We start from the raw sequence: 18,194 nt of genomic DNA on the forward strand, positions 1-18,194 counted from the left end.
TTTTAATAGAGCTAAACGCTCCTTCTTTCCAACCAATATTCTTATTAAATATCTCATTTTGAGAATAAGCTTTTATAAATAAAAAAATCAGAAATATTGTGGTAAATAATTTATACATAAAACTAATGTAAATGGTTGAATAAATTTGAAACTATATTTTTATCTTTTTTAAGATATTATCAATAATATTGTTCATTTCCGGAGAAAGATTAAACCAGTAAACCAATCCAATATAGAAAATCGTTATAAGCCCAGATCTTACAATAATATCCACTATAAACCATTCAAAAGCAGGTAATAAGCCAATTATGAGTAAAATTATAATCCCAATGATAAGAATATGCAAGTTTTTCCATCCAAAAGGCTGAATTTTGAACTTTCGCCAGATAAATAAATAGCGGAAAAGATTGAATAAAAATGTTGTTAAGGCTGATGCTATGGCCGCTCCTGTTATTCCATAAATAGGAATGAAAATAATGTTTGCTAAAATGGTAAGTATAATTAGCGCTATAAAAAAATAAGTGTCATATCGGTAATATTTTGAAGTAGCTAGGAGAACACCGTTTAGCCCAGTCGACATTTCTATCAATCCGCCCAGACTAATGAAAAAGATAACATATTTTCCTGCTTCGTAGCCTTCATTCTGTGGAAGCATTTTGAAAACATTATCGATATTAGCCCATATTCCTATGAAAATTAGCAAACCTATAAGTAGTTGATTAATGCAACTTTTCTTATAAACAGAAGCGATGCCAGCCAAATCATTTGATTTCCATTTCTCCGAAACCACTATACTACCAATGCGATACATCACTCGGGATGGCATAATCACCACAGTGCCAAAAATGGCTGTTATCCCATAGATTCCTGTCAACGAAGTGTTTATCATCCCATCAATCATGATTTTGTCTATGTATTGGATAATCATGGTTGTGAACCCGGAAATGACAGCAAATAAACTCACACTAGTTAACATGCGGACCTTTTCTTTATCCAAAAACTTCAAACTGGGTTTGAAATTTAAATGATTGTTCCGCTGGAGTTTATAAAAAATAAGGATTGAAGGAATAACATTAGCAAACAACCAAATGGATAAGAATAAATGGAAAGGCAGTGCAAAGAACAACATCACACCCATAGCTACGGCGGTACTTACTTTTAAAAGAAATTCTTTCAAAGTAGCACCTGTCACCGCATCAAAAAAGGCGTTTCTATTATATGTGTCAAAAATGTTAAATATCAGGTTCGCAACTGTCAATATTAAGATAGGGCCAGCCCATTCGTTTAAAAAAGAAGTATAGTTGTTTTCCGGAATTATAAACTGTATCAGAAAATATAATATGGAGAAAAAAAGAGTTCCTACAATGGGAATTGCACTTAACAGGAAAAGAAATCCATGATGATTATGCTCTGCATCTCTAAAATAAGGAAAACATCTTGAACTCGCCGAGAATATACCTAAGGAGCCTAGCTGTACGAGGATCATGGTATAGGAGATGATCAGTTCCAAAATACCATTTTGTTCTGTAGTCAGGCCATGTGATCGCAGAAGAGTAATGCTAAAAAAACCGACTATTACACCTAAATAGGAGTAAATAGTACCTTTTATGGTCTGCGTTCCAATTTTACCCATTATTTAATATCATCCCACGTTAAACGCTTACCTTTTTCAAGGTTCTTATTTGATTCCTTTCCAAGAACATCTTTATAGAACTTGGGATGCATTCCGAATCCGGGGCGGACAGACCTTATATTTTTTTCGGTAAATATTTCTCCTTCTTTTATGTCCTGGACAATATATAATGATCTGGAAAAGTCCTTCCCCTTAATTTGCTTTTCTGTTAGCGTATAATCCACTTTTCCAATTGCCAGTTCAGCTTCCCGAACAGCTTTGACCATTTCCGAGAATTCTTTCTCATTCATCGAAAATGAAGCATCTGGGCCACCAATAGAGCGGTCTAAAATAAAGTGTTTCTCTATAATTTTTGCCCCAAAGCAAGTCGCTACAACAGGAACCGTACTTCCCATGGTATGATCGGATAATCCAGATATTACATTAAATCGCTCTTTGAAATCTTTTATCATTACCATATTGGCCTCTTCAATTGGGGCAGGATAGGAAGAAGTACATTTTAACAAAGCAATTTCAAAATTGCCCATGCGGTGACAGGCATCTAATGCCAACAGGATATCTTCTTCTGTAGCAATACCTGTCGAAATGATAACAGGTTTTTGTTTTGATGCAACTAGTTCGATTAAGGGAATATCGGTTATTTCAAAAGAAGCTATTTTATATGCGGGAGCATTTAAGGACTCCAACAAGTCAACAGCAGTAGGATCAAACGGCGAAGAAAAACAAATTAATCCTTCTTCTTCTGCTACCCGGAATAGCTCCTTATGCCATTCCCAGGGAGTATAGGCATCTTGATACAGGTGGTAAAGGTTCTTTCCGTTCCATATTGTTCCCTTTATTAAGAAATCTTCTTTATTACTATCAATGGTTATAGTATCCGCAGTATAGGTTTGTAGTTTGATACAATTGGCTCCCGCTCTTTTTACTGCTCTAATTGTTTCAATAGCTGTGTCAATACTGCCATTATGATTAGCAGATAACTCAGCAATTATGAATACAGGACTTTCGTCGTTTATCTCAAATTGGCCTACTTTCATGGTATGAATTTCTCGTATTTTAGTTGTTCCTCTTGGTCGTTTCTCGTATAATTTAGCTTTTCGAAAATTCTTATTGAGGCTAAATTTTCTTTAAATACAAATCCAATTAGTTTTTGGACAGGGATCTTATTTTTTTTGATATACTCCTCGGCTAAATAAACAATAACATTACCTAATCCTCTACCTTGATATAGTGGCGATATTAGATAACTTATTATTGCTGTATCTTCGTTAAAATCCAATCTAATACTTCCTAATGGAGTATTGATAACGTTTTCTAGGATAAGATAAATCACTTTCGGATTATTTATCTTTTCAGTGAACCATGTAGTGTGGGACTCTTTACTTATTTGTTCTTTATGAAATGAGTACCTGCGTGTAATAGGAGAATTTGCCCAATTAAATGTAGTTTCCAAATCGGATTGATTAGCTTTTCTAAGTTTAAATGAATCGATTTTAGAATGGATAATAACGTCAATAAACCGACCTTCAAAAAAACAATGATCCGTTAAAGTAGCCTCTTTTTTGAAATTTGATTTATTTAAAGCTTTATATAATTGAGGACGTAAATCGTATGCATAAGTGAAAATTTTGTGAAAAACAAGCTCGTTAAATGCTACTTCTTCTATCAATTTGAGGTATATACACCATAATTCAACGAAAGAAAGAGGCTCCAATTGTGTGTCCATAATAAAGGATATCTCTGCATGTTTGTCGACCCAATTTATATGAACCAAGCCTCCATAGCCAATACATATACCTTTATGTAAAAAAGAAAATAGTAATTGGCCGGGTTGATTGTCACTGTATAATTGTGAGATTACTTCATTAAAATAAGAATCCTGTTGCTCTTTAGTTAATGGGCTATTTTGCCTTAAATGATAGATTTGCTCGTTTCTCCATTTCATGATAAGAAAACGGTCGTCAAATCTTATAGGAACCAGGCTATAATCCTTGTACTGAAACTCTTGTTTATTTAACGTTTTGTAGCAATTCATATTTTAATTCGGCTAGTTTCCAATCATTCTCGTTGTCAATATCCTGGCCTTCAAGCTCGCTTATCTCAATTCCACCCGATCTTGCTGTAATTATGGAGTTAAGTGTAAGTACTTCGGGTTTCAACCAATAAAATTGTCCGGCGTCGTGAAAAGAGGGCTGTAAATCCTGACTACGAGTATTTTTGAACTCTTCGTACAGATATGCAATTTTTCCCTCGTCTTTTTTGATAAAGGATCTCTGTATCGGAAAAGAATATCTTAATATAGGCAATACACTATCGAACTGACCATTGATTAATAAATCATATGCTGATTTTAATTTTTCGCTATTTACAAAAGGAGCAGTAGGATAGATGCAGCATATATTTTTAAAGTGGTAATTTTGATTAGTGTACCGATTGTAAACTTCTCTGAGTACATCCAATGTAGTTGCAAAATCGTCTGAAGTGTGTGGAGAGCGTAAAAATGGGACTTTTGCGCCATAATATGTGGCAATTTCAGCTATCTCCTCATCGTCGGTAGAAACCATAACTTCTGCAAACAGGCCAGAACGAAGTGCAGCATCTACTGAATATGCAATAATCGGCTTTCCTAAAAAAACTTTTATGTTTTTTCTAAGGATACGCTTACTTCCCCCTCTTGCTGGTATGATGCATATATTATTTTGATGCATAATAGGTTTTTACTTGCTCAATTACGTACATCTGTTCGTGATCAGAAAGCGTTGGATACATGGGTAAACTGATACAGTATTTGTAGTAATCTTCGGAATACGGGCAGTCGCCCTCTTTCCAACCCAAATCCCTATAATAAGGCATGAGATGACAAGGTATATAATGTATTTGAGCAAATATGTTTTTAGTACGTAAAAAATTATAAAGTCCCAATCTATCTTCAACCTCTAAGACAAATAAGTGATAGGCATGACCTTCATCATGTTGGGATAGCCTTTTAACAAAAGGACTTTTTGCAAAAGCTTCGTGATATTTTTTTGCAATTTCTTTTCTTCTTGTAATTCCCTTATCTGCTCTTTTTAGCTGGCTTAATCCTAGTGCCGCCTGAAAATCTGTAATACGATAGTTATATCCAAGAGTCTGCATTTCCATGTAACAAAGAGGATATGAATCGATTCCTCCAGCAAATTCAATGGAGTTAGAAAACTGTTGATCATTTTTTGTAATTCCGTGGGTTCTTAGCAATAACAGTTTTTTATAAAGAGCTTCGTTATTAGTCGTAATCATCCCTCCTTCACCGGATGCAATATGTTTTACTGGGTGGAACGAAAAAATGGCTAAATCAGCATACTCTCCGTTTCCGCATAACTGTTTTACATTATTGCTATCGTGAAAATATCCGCCTGGAGCGTGACAGGCATCTTCTATTATCCATAAGTTATATTCATCTGCCAGCTTTTTATACTCCTCCAAGTTAACGGGTCTACCAGCAAAATCTACCGGAATTAATCCTTTATAAGTTCCTTTTGGTGATGCTTCTAATAATTTTTTTACAGAATTAATATCTAATAAATAGGTGTTCGGGTCAATATCGCCAAACATAACATCGCCACCACAATATTTTACACAATTTGCAGAAGCTGCAAAGGTAATTGGAGTTGTGATTACTTTGTCTCCAGGCTTTACATTTAATGCTAATGTACACAGATGCAAGGCTGCTGTGCCATTTGCGACTGCGACAGCATATTCTGCGCCCATATATTTCGCAAATTGGGTTTCAAATTCTACTATTTTAGGACCCTGCGTTAGATAGTCAGACTGTAAAGTTTCAACGACCGCCTGTATATCTTCTTCGGTAATGTTTTGTCTTCCGTATGGTATCGCTTTCATGTTTTTAAACGGTAAAATCTGGATAAAGATGCTCTTTAATTAAGGCTCTTAATTCTTCAACGGTTACCCATTCAGTATTTTCTCCGGAATTATATTGGAAACCAGTTTTAACTAGTTTAGCATCAAAATGGCTAGTGTATTCGTCTAAATTAAAGTTAGGCAGTTGAGGGAGTATTACATAATATTTGCCTAAATCGTAAGTTGTAAATGAGTCAGAAGAAGTAATCATTTCTTCATGTACTTTTTCTCCGGGCCTGATGCCAATAATTTCTTGTTTACACTCCGGTCCAATTGCCGTAGCCACATCTGTGATTTTATATGATGGGATTTTTGGAACAAAAATCTCACCGCCCCATGCAGTCTCCATAGCATGTAAAACCATGTCTACGCCTCCCTGCAAAGAAATATTAAATCTAGTCATATTTGGATCGGTGATAGGAAGGACTCCTTCCTTTCGCTTTTTCATAAAGAAGGGTATTACAGATCCGTTAGACCCCATAACGTTGCCATATCTTACTACCGAAAATTTAATTTGTTGCCTTCCTCTGATGTTATTTGCAGCCACAAATAATTTATCAGACGCTAACTTGGTCGCCCCATATAAGTTAATAGGAGCGCAGGCTTTGTCTGTAGATAGAGCCACTACGTTACTCACCCCGGTTTCCAGGCAAGCATCTATCACGTTCTGGGCTCCATGGATATTTGTTTTTACACATTCGTCTGGATTGTACTCTGCAATGGGAACATGCTTCATGGCTGCAGCGTGAATAACATAGTCTATGCCCTGCATGGCTCTTTTCAAACGGTCAAAATCCCTAACGTCTCCAATAAAATATCGAATTCCGTCATATTTAGATTTTGGAAATTCCTGGGCCATTTCAAATTGTTTTTGTTCGTCTCTGGAATATATAACCAGGCGTTTCACATTTGGAAACCTGTTTAATATATTTTTAGTAAGGTGTTTGCCCAAAGAACCTGTTCCGCCCGTTATTAAAATGGATTTGTTATTAAGATCTAGCATATTGTTATTGTTGCTGATGAGCATGTTTGGCCATCAGTAGTTCTATATTTGTAAATAAGTCTTTATTTTGTTTAAGCCAATATAAATCTTTTTCCCACCATTTGAATTGCTTCAAAAAATTTATTTGCTCTTCTGAAAACCTAAGTTTTATATGCTTGGCGGGGACACCACCAATCACGCTAAAGGGGGCCACATCTTTAGTCACAACTGCTCCTGCTGCAATGATTGACCCATCCCCAATAGTAACGCCGGATTTTACGATTACGTTTGCGCCAATCCAAACATCATTTCCAATAGTAGTCTCTGTATATTCATTAAACAAATCTTTGTCTAAGATAGACAAACCGCCCGTCTGTTTTTTTGTAGAGTAAAACAATGGATGACTTGATACAAATATAGAACTGGGATGTGAGCCTAAGCCAATATTAACGTTTGGGCCAATGCAACAAAAATTTCCAATTTTAGTGTATTGGATTAGAGTATTTCTGGCAACATAGGTGAAATTTCCAAAACTTGAATTCCTAACCCGTGAGTATTTATATATAGTATTGTAATGTCCAAAGGAACAATTGTGAATTTCAACCATATATTCTATTTTTAGGCTCTTTCCCTGGTGTTTTAGCTTATAAACCAGTTTTTTAAATAGCCACCTAAACCATAGCGTAAATGGGTTAATTAATAGTGTATCTATCAAGGCAGTTTCCTCCTTTCAAATGCATCGATAAATGAAACTTTACTAGCGTTATATATATGAGCATTTTTAGTTTTTGCATATCTGGAAATAGCTTCATAACCTTTAAATACTTTGGCCCAAGCTTCAAAGATTTCCGAAACCTTGAAAGTTTCTTCCAAATGAAGTCCTTTTTTAAAAGGTCTAAGTTTAATATCTACTTCTTGATCGTAATAATGCACATCTTTCACACAAAGTATATTATCTGCATTTACACTAATATTTTCATGCCAGGTATGATCTGCACCAAGTATATAGATATCCTTAAAACCCATATTAATAGTAAGGAATAAGCAGGCAACCAGCACATTCTGACTTTGGGGCATAGCTAAATTCTTTTTGAAAAAATAATGCCCAATATTTTGGAAACCTTTAAAAACTGTATAGTTATAAAAGTGTATATAAACGTTTTCTGATACTAATTTTTCTGTAGTTTTGTGTCTTTTAGCCTGAGCCGGTAAATAAACTATAATTGGCCAATCTGTTGTCAACTTTATAGCATCGAAGATTCTGTTCGATAAATCATTTTCAGAAGTCCATAAGCCAGGATCATGCATCACATAATAGGAAGGTTTTAATGCTTTATATTCTTTGGTTAAGGCAAAGCTATTGACTGCGATTAATTGATATTTATTAAGAACGGACGCATATTCAATGAGTGAATGAGCCAATGACGGGCCATTACCAAGAATTACACATTCTTTTATTCCTTTTGTGAGGTGCCTTTTAACTTCTAAATCAGACTGAATGAGTATTTTAACGATAGATGCAGTTGAACTAATAGCATTGGTTAATAAATTTCCAACGGAATTATATATGTGCTCTAGTCGTTTCATGTCTTGCAAATTTATCAAATAAAAGCCACTATTTTTTTAAGTTTGAATCGTATTTAATAAATAAAGGTTCATGTTAAAGAATTGTCCCGTATTGTCTGTAATTACAGTTGTTTATAATGACGAAAAAAACATCGAGCGAACTATTAGGTCGGTTGTAAATCAGACTTATCCTCATATAGAATATATTGTGATAGATGGAGTCTCTAATGACAAAACATTAGAGATAATCAGGCGTTACGACAAGCAAATTTCTAAAATAGTATCTGAACCAGATAAGGGGATTTATGACGCTATGAATAAGGCTATGAAATTGGCTAAAGGAGATTATCTTTTGTTTATGAACTCGGGAGATGAAATCTTTGATAAAAATACTGTCGATCATCTGTTTTCTTTAGGTGCTGACGCAGATATTTATTACGGAGAAACAGAAATGATTAACAATAACTTGGAAAGTTTAGGTAGAAGAAGACATCAGGCTCCCGCTAAATTTACCTGGAAAAGTTTTAAATACGGAATGAGTATTTGCCATCAGGCCATATATGTAAAAAAATCATTGGCAGAACCTTATCATCATGAAAGGTATCAGTTAAGTGCCGATATAGATTGGGTCCTGAATATTGCTAAAAAATCTAATAAAATTATAAATGCAAATACTTACGTGGCTAAATATTTGGTAGGGGGGATGTCTAAAAAGAAACATCTGCAAAGTCTAAAGGAAAGATACCGTATTTTAAGGAAGTACTATGGCTTTTTACCAAACTTATTTAATCATTTAATTATCGCTTTCAATTTAGGGTTTTATTGGTTGAAGTACCGGAGAACAAATGACTAAAAAAAATAATCCCAGCTTTTGAGAAGCCGGGATTTAGGTTTTTTGGTCGGTTTAAGCTTTCTGTTTTTGCAAATTCCGTCTAAAAATTGCAAAAGCAAGAATTAAAGATAATAATACTGAACCAATTAAAGAAATATTTTCTCCAAAATAATATGATTTTGGTTCGAATTTCCACTCAACAGTGTGATTTCCCGCAGGTAATTCAGCTGCCCGGAGAATATAATTTGCTCTTATGTATGGCTGTTCTTCGCCATCTATATACATTTTCCAACCTTTTGGATACCAAATCTCCGAGAATACAGCAATTGCTTTTTTACCAATAGAATATTCATATTTCAAATTGTCCGGATGGTAATTAACAAGTTCTATTTTACCGTTCGATCCGGTACCCAAACGACTTAAATCAAGACCTTTTTTAAATTCATCATTTACAATGGCTTCTTTCTTAGGATCGAAGGAACTGATGGCAGTCATCTCTTCATCATTGTCCTTTACAAACTGTATATTATCTACAAACCAGGCGTGTCCACAGGCTGTCTGGTTAATTTTCATAGAAACATTTTGACCATCTTGCCCGGATGTAATAAAATATTTCGTATTCAACATATCCAGTACGTCCTGATTAAGACTTCCGGAAAATTGCTTTTCTATAACCTCCTGGAATCTTTTTAGTTTTGCCGCATGATAACCACCAACTGTTTTGTGAAAATACGTGGCATTAGCGCTACTAAAGGTCGGAATGGTCAGATCCAAAACTCTAAAATCAGGATCTTTATCTCTCATGATAAAATCGTCTACTTCTCTGGTTTTCCATTGCTGACTCATAACAGCCTTGGTTACAAACTTTTCGTTATTTAAGTATCGTTTATCTATCGTCCATAAATCTGTTAAAATGAAAACACCTAAGGCAATAACAATTACGTTCGCATTTAATTTCTTCGAAATCAGTAACCATAACATAGCGAATCCGGCAATCACAAAACCCAGAGAACGTAAAGCATCCGCTTTGAACATAGCTGTTCTGTCTTCTATTAGAGCCTGAGCAATAGCGTTTGCAAAGCCTCCATCTCCGGTCACCTGATTTAACTGGTTAATAAAGTCTTGATGATTATCTGCTCTAAAATTGAATAACAACGAAGGTGCCAGCCATAGAATAATTAAAACTCCGCCAACTATGTATCCAGAAACTTTAAGTTTTTTGAGTAACCATTGTTTGTCATTTTCTGGTTTTAGTGTTTCTGCAATAGCCATTATAGCTAAAATAGGAAAGCAGAGGGATGCTATGACTAATATTGATTCTACTGCTCTAAACTTATTGTAAAGAGGGAAGAAATCAAAAAATAAGTTCGAAATTAAATCGAAATGTTTTCCAAAAGATAATAAGAGGCTTAAAATGGTTGCAGTAAGTAACCACCATTTCAGTTTTGATTTTACAATGAATAATCCATAAATAAAAAGGAAAAATACAATGGCTCCAAAATACCAAGGCCCAGAAGTAAAAGGTTTTGGTCCCCAATATGTAGGCATTTGTTGAGCAAAACCGGCCGCCTGATTAGCGTCAATCCCTCTGGAAATTAAAGATTTTGCCACATGAGAGTCACCTGTGAGGCTTGGAGTAGAAGCCCCGCCATAGGCATTGGGAATTAAAAATGTAATGCTTTCCCCAACTCCCTGGCTCCATTGGTAAGCGTATTCTTTGTCTAAACCATTAGCCGACGCTTCGTTACTTTCTGATTTAAGATTAGATTTACCTCTGATAGATAATTGTCCATATTCGTAAGTTGTCCACAACATACTTGCATTAACGGTAACAGCAATAAGCACAGCTACGGATAAAAATCCAATAGCTTTACCAAAAGAGGGCAAAGTTTTATTCTTATATGCAGCATAAAATTCAATAATTACTAACAGCAAAAGAGCAAGAGCCAAATAATAAGTCATTTGAATATGGTTGGCCCTAATAGCTAATGAAAGTGCTAAAGCTGTAATGCCGGTTCCAAGCCATACATTACCTCTAAAAGCCAAAAGTACTCCAGCTAATATTGGAGCAAAAAATCCAATAGCCAAGGCCTTATTTCCATGTCCAGCTTCCAAAATAATAAAATTGTAAGAGGAGAAAGCAAAGGCTAAAGCTCCGATTACAGATAAAGCAATTACTGAGAATCTACTTAAGCTTTTTAATTTTGATAGTAAAATATTGAAGAAGAAATAAGATCCAAGCAAATATAGCATCACCATATCTACAGGGTTAGGGAAAAGGGCTCTAAACCCCGAAAGAATGTAAGTAGTTATATTCTTAGGATAAGTAGCCCAAATCTGATATGAAGGCATTCCTCCAAACATGGCATTGGTCCACAAAGGCGCTTTTCCATCTTTTTCCTTAAAAGTCATAATTTCTTTCTGCATAGCTTGCGCCTGAGAAACATCATGTTGTACTAAAATTTTTCCCTGAAAAGCAGGCGTAAAATATACAAAGCAAAGTGCTACGAAGAAAAGTATAATGGCTATATGTATGCCGTTTCTTTTAAACCAGTTATTCATCTGTTCTTAATAATTGAACATCAAAAATAGAAAAATAGGTGATATATCTGCTTTTAATACTAAACAAATAAAAGGTTTCTCTTTAGGGCTTGCAGATATCTGTTGACGGCCTACTCATTTTCCTAAATCTTTCCAGGTTCTTACTGTAAAATTGTAGCTTAGTATAGCCATGAAAATTCTAATCATAGAAGACGAGTACGACTTGATGTCGGTGATCCAATCTTTTCTGGAAAAAGAAATGTTTTTGGTAGAGACGGCTCAGGACTATCATAGCGGGATAGAAAAAATATCAAGCTATAATTATGATTGTATTCTGCTCGACATTATGCTTCCGGGAGGTTCAGGAATGCAGTTGCTGGCAGAGTTAAGAAATATGGGTAAAGATGATTCTGTAATTGTTATTTCTGCCAGAGATTCTGTGGAAGATAAAGTACAGGGATTAGAACTTGGAGCCGATGATTATTTGTCAAAACCATTTCATTTGGCAGAACTTTTGGCCAGGGTTAAAACAGTAATTCGCAGGAAAAACCACCACGGCGAACATATTATTCAATTTAAAAATGTAAGTGTCTATCCGGATGATAGACGTGTAATGATTGGGCATAATGAGGTTCAGGTAAATAGAAAGGAATATGATTTACTTTATTATTTCATGATTCGCCCAGAAAAATTGATCCATAAAACCTCTTTGGCTGAAGCGATTTGGGGAGATTATGTGGATCAGGCGGATAGCCTCGATTTTATATATTCTCAGATAAAAAATCTACGAAAAAAGCTAAAAGAGCATCAGTCAGAAATTGATTTTCAAGCTGTCTATGGAGTTGGATATAAGCTGATGTGATGAATATATCGTTGAAAAACTATACGTTGCGCTATTTAACTATAGCATTTCTGGTTATCATAGCCATTTGGGCTTTGGTGTTTTACGCTTATATTTTAGATGAAGTTTATGATAATGTTGACGATGGATTGAAGAATCAAAAAATAGAAATATTACGGGAGGTATATAAACATTCGGAAATACTGAAAACCGGTGAATTTGGTGTTAACCAATTTAGAATAATCCAGGCAAAAACAGCTCAGTTTTCGGAAACAAATAAATTCTACAACACGTTTTTTTACATGCCATATGACGAGGAGGAAGAACCATATAGAGTACTCAAAACAGGGTTCTATGGACCAGATGAAAAGCCTTATCATTTGGAAATACGTACATCAACAGTTGAAGAGGACGATCTTATTTATGATTTAACTACTGCTTTAATTGTATTGTACATTGTCCTATTACTTAGCTTATATATAATCAATGAATTTGTATTGCGAAGAGCATGGAAGCCTTTTAAGATTATTTTAGAAAATCTAAATCACTATCGTTTTGGTAAAAAGGAAAATCTCAGACCTCTAAAAACCAATGTTATCGAATTTAACAAGCTATATAATGAAATTGGGCAGATGTGGCAACGTAATGAAGAAATTTTTAATGAACAAAAGTTATTCATTGAAAACGCATCGCATGAATTACAGACACCTTTAGCGATTACTATAAATAAGCTGGAACTATTGATGGAGGAGGATGGATTGACTGAAAATCAGTTAGTGCAACTAAATGACTCAAAATCCTCACTCATGAGATTGGTGAATTTAAATAAGGCTCTATTGATGTTATCCAGAATTGAAAATAAACAATATAAAGATGTAGAACTTGTTAGTTTTAACGATGTCCTCAAACAACTCCTTGACGATTTTAATGATCTGATAAAATTTAAAGAAATACAATGCTTGCTAAAAGAAGAAGGCGTATTTGAGATTGAAATGAATAAAGATCTGGTAACTGTATTGTTATCAAATTTATTGCGAAATGCCATAAGGTACAATTTTAAAGGAGGCAGTATTAGTATACACCTATCAGAAAAGTCTTTGTCAATTAAAAATACCGGAGAAAATAGACCTCTGGAGCAATCACTTATCTTTCAGAGATTTCATAAGGAACAGCAGGACAGTAAGTCTAATGGTTTGGGATTAGCTATTGTTAAATCAATTGTTGATTCCTATTCTCATTTATCAATTCAGTACTACTTTGAAAATAAAAAACATATTTTTTTATTGGAAAGATGTTTTTCCTAAATTTTTCCCAATTCGTTGTGGAGCTTTGACTTAGTGAAAATAAGTAAAGTTTAAAATGAATAAGTTATCAAAATTTCTAACAGCTGTATTGATAGTCTTTACAGCAAATTCGGCTATTGCAAATGACAAGGTGATAACATTTAACCAACTACCTTCAAAGGCTCAGAAATTTATTAAAACCTTTTTTTCTCAGGCAGATATCCTAACTGTTACAGAGGAAACAGAGTATTTGGTGCAAAAGGAATACACTGTCATTTTAAATGATGGAAGTAAGATTGAATTTGATTCTAATGGTGAATGGGAGAAAGTGGATGCTCATACAAAATCAATGCCGGTTAAAATTGTTCCGGGTAGCATCCTAAGCCATGTAAAGAAGAGCTTTCCAAATACATTTGTTAAAGAGATTAAAAAGTCCACGAATAAATATGAAGTAGAAATCTCTAACGGATTGGAATTAGAATTTAACAGAAAGGGTGAATTTATAAGAATTGATGATTAACAAAAAACTATTTAAGATGAAAACAATTTTTGGAACTGCAATATTAGTGTTTTTGGCTTTTTCAATAATCTCTTGTGATGACGGCGAGAAGATTGTTGCGCATGGAAAATTACCTGCTGCTTCAAAAGCATTTTTAACGGCATATTTTAATGGAATTGATATTACCAATATTGAAAAAGACGGAGTAAATTATTCTGTAAATCTGGCAAGTAAAGTGGAAGTAGATTTTAACCCCAATGGAGAATGGAGAGAGGTTGATGGTGAAAACGGTATAACTATTCCTACAGGTTTTATCAACCCTAAAATCGTAGATTATGTTACTGAAAATTTCCCTGATGATAATTTCAATGGGATTGAGAAAACTATAAATGGTTACGATGTTGATCTGGTTCAGAATGGTGTAGATCTGATATTTGATCTGGAAGGGAACTTCCTCCGTTTAGAGCCTTAATATCGCGGGCCAATAAAAAAGGTTTCTTTGGTATGCCAAAGAAACCTTAAATAAAAATATAGGGTAAGCTCTTTTGTGCTATTTTACCTCTTCAAAATCTACGAACTCTCCGCCTTTATCTAAATTTGGTCCTTTTTGGGGAATAGGAGGAACATAGTCAACAGAAATTTTTCCCTCTGGCTTAGGATTTGCATTTCTTGTATTCCCTCCGAAATGATATTCTCTATATTGGAAGCCACCGCCATTTTCACCATATTGCTGATTCATTTTCTCCTGCATCTTATTTACCGCTTTTTTAAATAAGAATGGTAAAAATATTCTAGCCAGCACTCTTATTATATATAGAATGCAAATAGCTATTAGTAAAAATTTTAATAATCCACCCATATCACAAATATAAATTTTTCACATTAATTAGAATGTAATACTAACGTAATGTTACACTTTGTTTATATTATAGGGTATTATCCATTGAGCTTATTGGCTTACAAGTCATTAGTTACATTAATCGAATACCCGTAATTTTTTGCCTTTATCAGGTTACCTAATTCTTTAGGCCAGATATCAGTTCTCTTAAACTAAGACCCAAATTTTTCTTCCATCATTTTTTCAAGCGCATACATTTCATCTCTGAGCTTTGCCGCCAATAAGAAATCCAGGTTTTTAGATGCAGTCAACATTTCTTTCTTCGTGTTTTCTATAGATTTTTTCAATTGTGCTTTGGTCATATATTGAACTACAGGGTCTGCTGCAATAGTTGGCTCACTATTGTCTATGTATGCTTGCTGTATCCCTCCCTTGAAGTCTACAACGGAAGTTTGCTCAATAATGGCTTCTTTAGATTTACCTACAGTTTTAGGTATTATACCATGCTCTTCGTTGTATTTAATCTGTTTCTCCCGGCGTCTGTTTGTTTCGTCAATAGTAACACGCATAGAATCGGTAATGGAGTCTGCATACATAATAACTCTTCCTCGGTCATTCCTTGCAGCTCTTCCTATTGTCTGTATCAACGAACGTTCAGATCTTAGAAATCCTTCTTTATCGGCATCTAAAATAGCTACTAAAGAAACCTCAGGTAAATCTAAACCTTCTCTTAATAAGTTAATTCCAATTAAAACATCAAATTCACCCAACCTCAATCCTCTTAAAATCTCTACCCGTTCCAGTGTTTTAATTTCGGAGTGAATATATCGGACTTTAATATTCAGCCTATCCATGTACTTTGCCAGCTCTTCTGCCATTCTTTTGGTAAGTGTAGTTACCAAAACTCTGTCTCCCAGCTTGATCGTTTTATCGATTTCATCTAGCAGATCATCTACCTGATTAATTACAGGCCTTACTTCTATAACCGGATCGAGAAGACCGGTTGGACGAATGACTTGTTCTATGAAGACACCTTCTGTCTGTTGTAATTCGTAATCTCCAGGAGTGGCACTTACATAAATAGTTTGGGGAGCTAAATTTTCGAATTCCTGGAAGTTTAACGGGCGATTGTCTAGGGCTGCTGGTAGCCTAAAACCATATTCAACTAAAGAAAGTTTTCTGGATCTGTCGCCGCCATACATCGCCCTGATTTGTGGAACAGTTACATGGCTCTCGTCAATAACCATTAAATAGTCGTCGGGGAAATAATCTAAGAGACAGAAAGGACGCATACCGGGGCGTCTTCCATCAAAATATCTGGAGTAGTTTTCAATTCCGGAACAATAACCCAATTCACGCATCATTTCCATATCGTAATTTGTGCGTTCTTCTAATCTTTTTGCTTCTAAAAATCGACCATCGGTTTCGAACTGTTTTTTACGGGCCTCCATGTCTTCCCCAATTTCATGCAATACACTAACGAATTTTTCTTTTGGTGTAACGAATAAATTAGCCGGGAAAATAGTAATGGCCTGTGTTTTTTCTATGCTTTTTCCTGTTAAAGGATCTATAGCTGCAATTTCTTCAATATCGTCTCCAAAGAAAGAAACCCGATAAGCAAAGTCCAGATATGCGGGATAGATATCTACAGTATCTCCCTTTACTCTGAAAGTTCCGCGTTTAAATTCGGCAGTAGTTCTTGAATATAGAATTTCAACTAATCTATGAAGAAAAGCGTTTCTGCTTATTCTGGTTCCGACACCAAACCTAAAAACTGAATTGGAAAAGTCTTCTGGATTTCCCATACCATAGATACAGGATATTGAAGATACGACGATAACATCGCGACGGCCGGACATAAGAGCCGAAGTTGTTCTCAAGCGAAGTTTTTCAATTTCATCATTGATTTGCAAATCTTTCTCAATATAGGTATTGGTGGTAGGCAAAAAAGCCTCTGGCTGATAATAATCGTAATAAGATACGAAATAATTGACGGCATTTTCAGGGAAAAACTGTTTAAATTCACCATACAACTGTGCCGCCAGCGTTTTATTATGGCTTAATATGAGTGTCGGCTTTTGAGTTTGTTCAATAACATTGGCCACGGTAAAAGTTTTCCCCGAGCCTGTTACTCCTAATAATGTTTGGTAATGTTCACCATTATTTACACCTTCAACCAACTGTTTAATAGCACCAGGCTGGTCTCCGGTTGGTTTGTATATAGAAGACAGTTTAAATTTCATTAATACAAAGATACTGTTTATGGCATTTCGCCGGTGTCAGCGAAACGTTGAAAATATAAAGGGACTTGCCACGGTGGACAATCTTTTTATATTTCTCAAATACGATCTCTAACTTAGAGAAGTATAACAACTAACTTTTGTGGTTGTTTGAATGTTTTGAATTGAGTTATGAGGCTTAATAAGCAAATAAGTGATGTGACATAAAATTTAGGTTTTTACTTCGTTACAATAACTTTTTTTGACGTATTAATTAGCTTACGTTCAATTGGTTCTCTGTAGTTTATATTCGAGAGACTTTTATGAATTTCTTTTTCATAGCTGTTGTATCTAATGTTGGCTATATCTAATAGGGTGTAAAAAGTTGAATTTGAGGTTGCTTTCTTGTCTTTGTTATTGATTAGGTTATTAACTTTTTCTGTGTTTTTTTCTTGATACCCTTTTGAGAACCACATAAATAAAGGTATATGATATTCATGTTTCGTAGGACTTTCTGTTCCGTGAAGTATAAGTTCGTTTTTATCATCAAATAAGTTTTCTCCATGATCAGAAATGTACATTAACGTACTTATTACATTAATTTTTTCCAACTCCTTTATTAAAGAATGAAGGAAAAAATCGGTAAAGAGAATACTATTATCATAAGCGTTTATAAATTTTGTTTTATTACTAATATCAAAATTCTCATAACCTGTTTTGGCAATGGCAGGTGTGAATTTTTCAAAAGACTTCGGGTATCGTTTCGAGTATCTGAAATGGCTACCTAGTGTATGAATAATAATGAATTTTCTTTTACTTCTATTCTGTAATGCTTGTTTAATATTAGGAATTAGATCTGTATCGTATGGACTATTGTTGTCAATTTCAGACTTTGAAAAATAAGAATAGTCTGCAACTTCTTTTAGCCGTTTAATAATTGGCTGTTGAGCATTTTGGTTGCTAATCCAAGCTGTATAGAAACCTGCTTCTTGAAATGCATCTAGAATAGTTTTTTCTTTAAATTGTAAATTTAGGTTATCCGGAGTTGCTCTTGTAATGATCT

At 34.7% G+C, this 18,194-nt stretch carries 17 protein-coding genes; 5 read left to right on the top strand and 12 right to left on the bottom strand.

The window, feature by feature from the left end; genetic code table 11:
* Positions 1 to 151: 151 nt before the first annotated feature.
* The 8 genes from ABWO41_RS05635 to ABWO41_RS05670 form a co-directional block, all read right to left on the bottom strand.
* A complete protein-coding gene (locus tag ABWO41_RS05635; protein ID WP_353134748.1) occupies positions 152 to 1,633 on the bottom strand; it encodes a lipopolysaccharide biosynthesis protein in 1,482 nt (493 codons plus the stop codon).
* Positions 1,633 to 2,670 carry a pseudaminic acid synthase gene (pseI, locus tag ABWO41_RS05640; protein WP_353134751.1) on the bottom strand — a complete coding sequence of 346 codons (1,038 nt, stop codon included), beginning with the start codon at positions 2,668 to 2,670 and terminating at the stop codon, positions 1,633 to 1,635. Before pseI ends, ABWO41_RS05635 begins: the two co-directional genes overlap by 1 nt.
* Positions 2,667 to 3,668 (bottom strand): GNAT family N-acetyltransferase, encoded by a 1,002-nt coding sequence (locus ABWO41_RS05645; RefSeq protein ID WP_353134754.1) that lies wholly within the window; start codon positions 3,666 to 3,668, stop codon positions 2,667 to 2,669. Before ABWO41_RS05645 ends, pseI begins: the two co-directional genes overlap by 4 nt.
* Positions 3,643 to 4,341, bottom strand: a complete 699-nt coding sequence (pseF, locus tag ABWO41_RS05650) for a pseudaminic acid cytidylyltransferase (RefSeq protein WP_353134757.1) — start codon at positions 4,339 to 4,341, stop codon at positions 3,643 to 3,645. The genes ABWO41_RS05645 and pseF overlap by 26 nt, the downstream gene beginning before the upstream one ends.
* A complete protein-coding gene (gene pseC / locus ABWO41_RS05655; protein ID WP_353134760.1) occupies positions 4,328 to 5,512 on the bottom strand; it encodes a UDP-4-amino-4,6-dideoxy-N-acetyl-beta-L-altrosamine transaminase in 1,185 nt (394 codons plus the stop codon). The genes pseF and pseC overlap by 14 nt, the downstream gene beginning before the upstream one ends.
* Before the next feature lie 4 nt (positions 5,513 to 5,516).
* Positions 5,517 to 6,533 carry a UDP-N-acetylglucosamine 4,6-dehydratase (inverting) gene (gene pseB, locus ABWO41_RS05660; protein WP_353134763.1) on the bottom strand — a complete coding sequence of 339 codons (1,017 nt, stop codon included), beginning with the start codon at positions 6,531 to 6,533 and terminating at the stop codon, positions 5,517 to 5,519.
* Positions 6,534 to 6,537: 4 nt separating this feature from the next.
* A complete protein-coding gene (locus tag ABWO41_RS05665) occupies positions 6,538 to 7,119 on the bottom strand; it encodes a CatB-related O-acetyltransferase (RefSeq protein WP_353134766.1) in 582 nt (193 codons plus the stop codon).
* A 104-nt stretch (positions 7,120 to 7,223) separates the two neighbouring features.
* Complete coding sequence (locus tag ABWO41_RS05670) at positions 7,224 to 8,099, bottom strand: 6-hydroxymethylpterin diphosphokinase MptE-like protein (protein WP_353134769.1); 876 nt, start codon at positions 8,097 to 8,099, stop codon at positions 7,224 to 7,226.
* Between the two features lie 70 nt (positions 8,100 to 8,169).
* On the opposite strand from ABWO41_RS05670, the gene ABWO41_RS05675 reads away from it, so the two are divergent.
* On the top strand, positions 8,170 to 8,931 hold the full coding sequence (locus ABWO41_RS05675; RefSeq protein ID WP_353134772.1) for a glycosyltransferase family 2 protein: 762 nt from the start codon (positions 8,170 to 8,172) through the stop codon (positions 8,929 to 8,931).
* A 51-nt stretch (positions 8,932 to 8,982) separates the two neighbouring features.
* Here the strand turns inward: ABWO41_RS05675 and ABWO41_RS05680 are convergent, their stop codons facing one another.
* On the bottom strand, positions 8,983 to 11,472 hold the full coding sequence (locus tag ABWO41_RS05680; protein WP_353134775.1) for a hypothetical protein: 2,490 nt from the start codon (positions 11,470 to 11,472) through the stop codon (positions 8,983 to 8,985).
* A 169-nt stretch (positions 11,473 to 11,641) separates the two neighbouring features.
* Between ABWO41_RS05680 and ABWO41_RS05685 the strand changes: the two genes are divergently transcribed.
* From ABWO41_RS05685 to ABWO41_RS05700, 4 genes are read left to right on the top strand one after another with little or no spacing between them, the layout of a single operon-like run.
* Complete coding sequence (locus ABWO41_RS05685; RefSeq protein ID WP_353134778.1) at positions 11,642 to 12,313, top strand: response regulator transcription factor; 672 nt, start codon at positions 11,642 to 11,644, stop codon at positions 12,311 to 12,313.
* The gene (locus ABWO41_RS05690) at positions 12,313 to 13,596 is read left to right on the top strand and encodes a sensor histidine kinase (RefSeq protein ID WP_353134781.1); all 1,284 of its coding nucleotides are present in this window, start codon (positions 12,313 to 12,315) and stop codon (positions 13,594 to 13,596) included. The genes ABWO41_RS05685 and ABWO41_RS05690 overlap by 1 nt, the downstream gene beginning before the upstream one ends.
* Before the next feature lie 55 nt (positions 13,597 to 13,651).
* On the top strand, positions 13,652 to 14,095 hold the full coding sequence (locus ABWO41_RS05695) for a PepSY-like domain-containing protein (protein WP_353134784.1): 444 nt from the start codon (positions 13,652 to 13,654) through the stop codon (positions 14,093 to 14,095).
* Between the two features lie 16 nt (positions 14,096 to 14,111).
* Entirely contained in the window at positions 14,112 to 14,546 is a 435-nt protein-coding gene (locus ABWO41_RS05700) for a PepSY-like domain-containing protein (protein ID WP_353134787.1), read from the top strand.
* Between the two features lie 78 nt (positions 14,547 to 14,624).
* Here the strand turns inward: ABWO41_RS05700 and ABWO41_RS05705 are convergent, their stop codons facing one another.
* The 3 genes from ABWO41_RS05705 to ABWO41_RS05715 all read right to left on the bottom strand — a co-directional run.
* A complete protein-coding gene (locus ABWO41_RS05705) occupies positions 14,625 to 14,933 on the bottom strand; it encodes a DUF4834 family protein (RefSeq protein ID WP_353134790.1) in 309 nt (102 codons plus the stop codon).
* A 191-nt stretch (positions 14,934 to 15,124) separates the two neighbouring features.
* Positions 15,125 to 17,155 (bottom strand): excinuclease ABC subunit UvrB, encoded by a 2,031-nt coding sequence (uvrB, locus tag ABWO41_RS05710; RefSeq protein WP_353134793.1) that lies wholly within the window; start codon positions 17,153 to 17,155, stop codon positions 15,125 to 15,127.
* 215 nt (positions 17,156 to 17,370) lie between these two features.
* Positions 17,371 to 18,194 (bottom strand): phosphoethanolamine transferase (locus ABWO41_RS05715; protein WP_353134796.1); only part of this gene is annotated, 824 nt, incomplete at its 5' end.

The sequence above is a fragment of the Pseudopedobacter sp. genome (genome assembly GCF_040392825.1).
GTDB lineage: Bacteria > Bacteroidota > Bacteroidia > Sphingobacteriales > Sphingobacteriaceae > Pseudopedobacter.

Coding starts and splice junctions, on each gene's coding strand:
- pseI (WP_353134751.1), bottom strand. CDS start 2,670: ATGAAAGTAGGCCAATTTGAGATAAACGACGAAAGTCCTGTATTCATA.
- ABWO41_RS05685 (WP_353134778.1), top strand. CDS start 11,642: ATGAAAATTCTAATCATAGAAGACGAGTACGACTTGATGTCGGTGATC.
- ABWO41_RS05670 (WP_353134769.1), bottom strand. CDS start 8,099: ATGAAACGACTAGAGCACATATATAATTCCGTTGGAAATTTATTAACC.
- ABWO41_RS05690 (WP_353134781.1), top strand. CDS start 12,313: ATGAATATATCGTTGAAAAACTATACGTTGCGCTATTTAACTATAGCA.
- ABWO41_RS05700 (WP_353134787.1), top strand. CDS start 14,112: ATGAAAACAATTTTTGGAACTGCAATATTAGTGTTTTTGGCTTTTTCA.
- uvrB (WP_353134793.1), bottom strand. CDS start 17,155: ATGAAATTTAAACTGTCTTCTATATACAAACCAACCGGAGACCAGCCT.
- ABWO41_RS05635 (WP_353134748.1), bottom strand. CDS start 1,633: ATGGGTAAAATTGGAACGCAGACCATAAAAGGTACTATTTACTCCTAT.
- pseF (WP_353134757.1), bottom strand. CDS start 4,341: ATGCATCAAAATAATATATGCATCATACCAGCAAGAGGGGGAAGTAAG.
- ABWO41_RS05695 (WP_353134784.1), top strand. CDS start 13,652: ATGAATAAGTTATCAAAATTTCTAACAGCTGTATTGATAGTCTTTACA.
- ABWO41_RS05705 (WP_353134790.1), bottom strand. CDS start 14,933: ATGGGTGGATTATTAAAATTTTTACTAATAGCTATTTGCATTCTATAT.
- pseC (WP_353134760.1), bottom strand. CDS start 5,512: ATGAAAGCGATACCATACGGAAGACAAAACATTACCGAAGAAGATATA.
- pseB (WP_353134763.1), bottom strand. CDS start 6,533: ATGCTAGATCTTAATAACAAATCCATTTTAATAACGGGCGGAACAGGT.
- ABWO41_RS05680 (WP_353134775.1), bottom strand. CDS start 11,472: ATGAATAACTGGTTTAAAAGAAACGGCATACATATAGCCATTATACTT.
- ABWO41_RS05675 (WP_353134772.1), top strand. CDS start 8,170: ATGTTAAAGAATTGTCCCGTATTGTCTGTAATTACAGTTGTTTATAAT.
- ABWO41_RS05665 (WP_353134766.1), bottom strand. CDS start 7,119: ATGGTTGAAATTCACAATTGTTCCTTTGGACATTACAATACTATATAT.
- ABWO41_RS05645 (WP_353134754.1), bottom strand. CDS start 3,668: ATGAATTGCTACAAAACGTTAAATAAACAAGAGTTTCAGTACAAGGAT.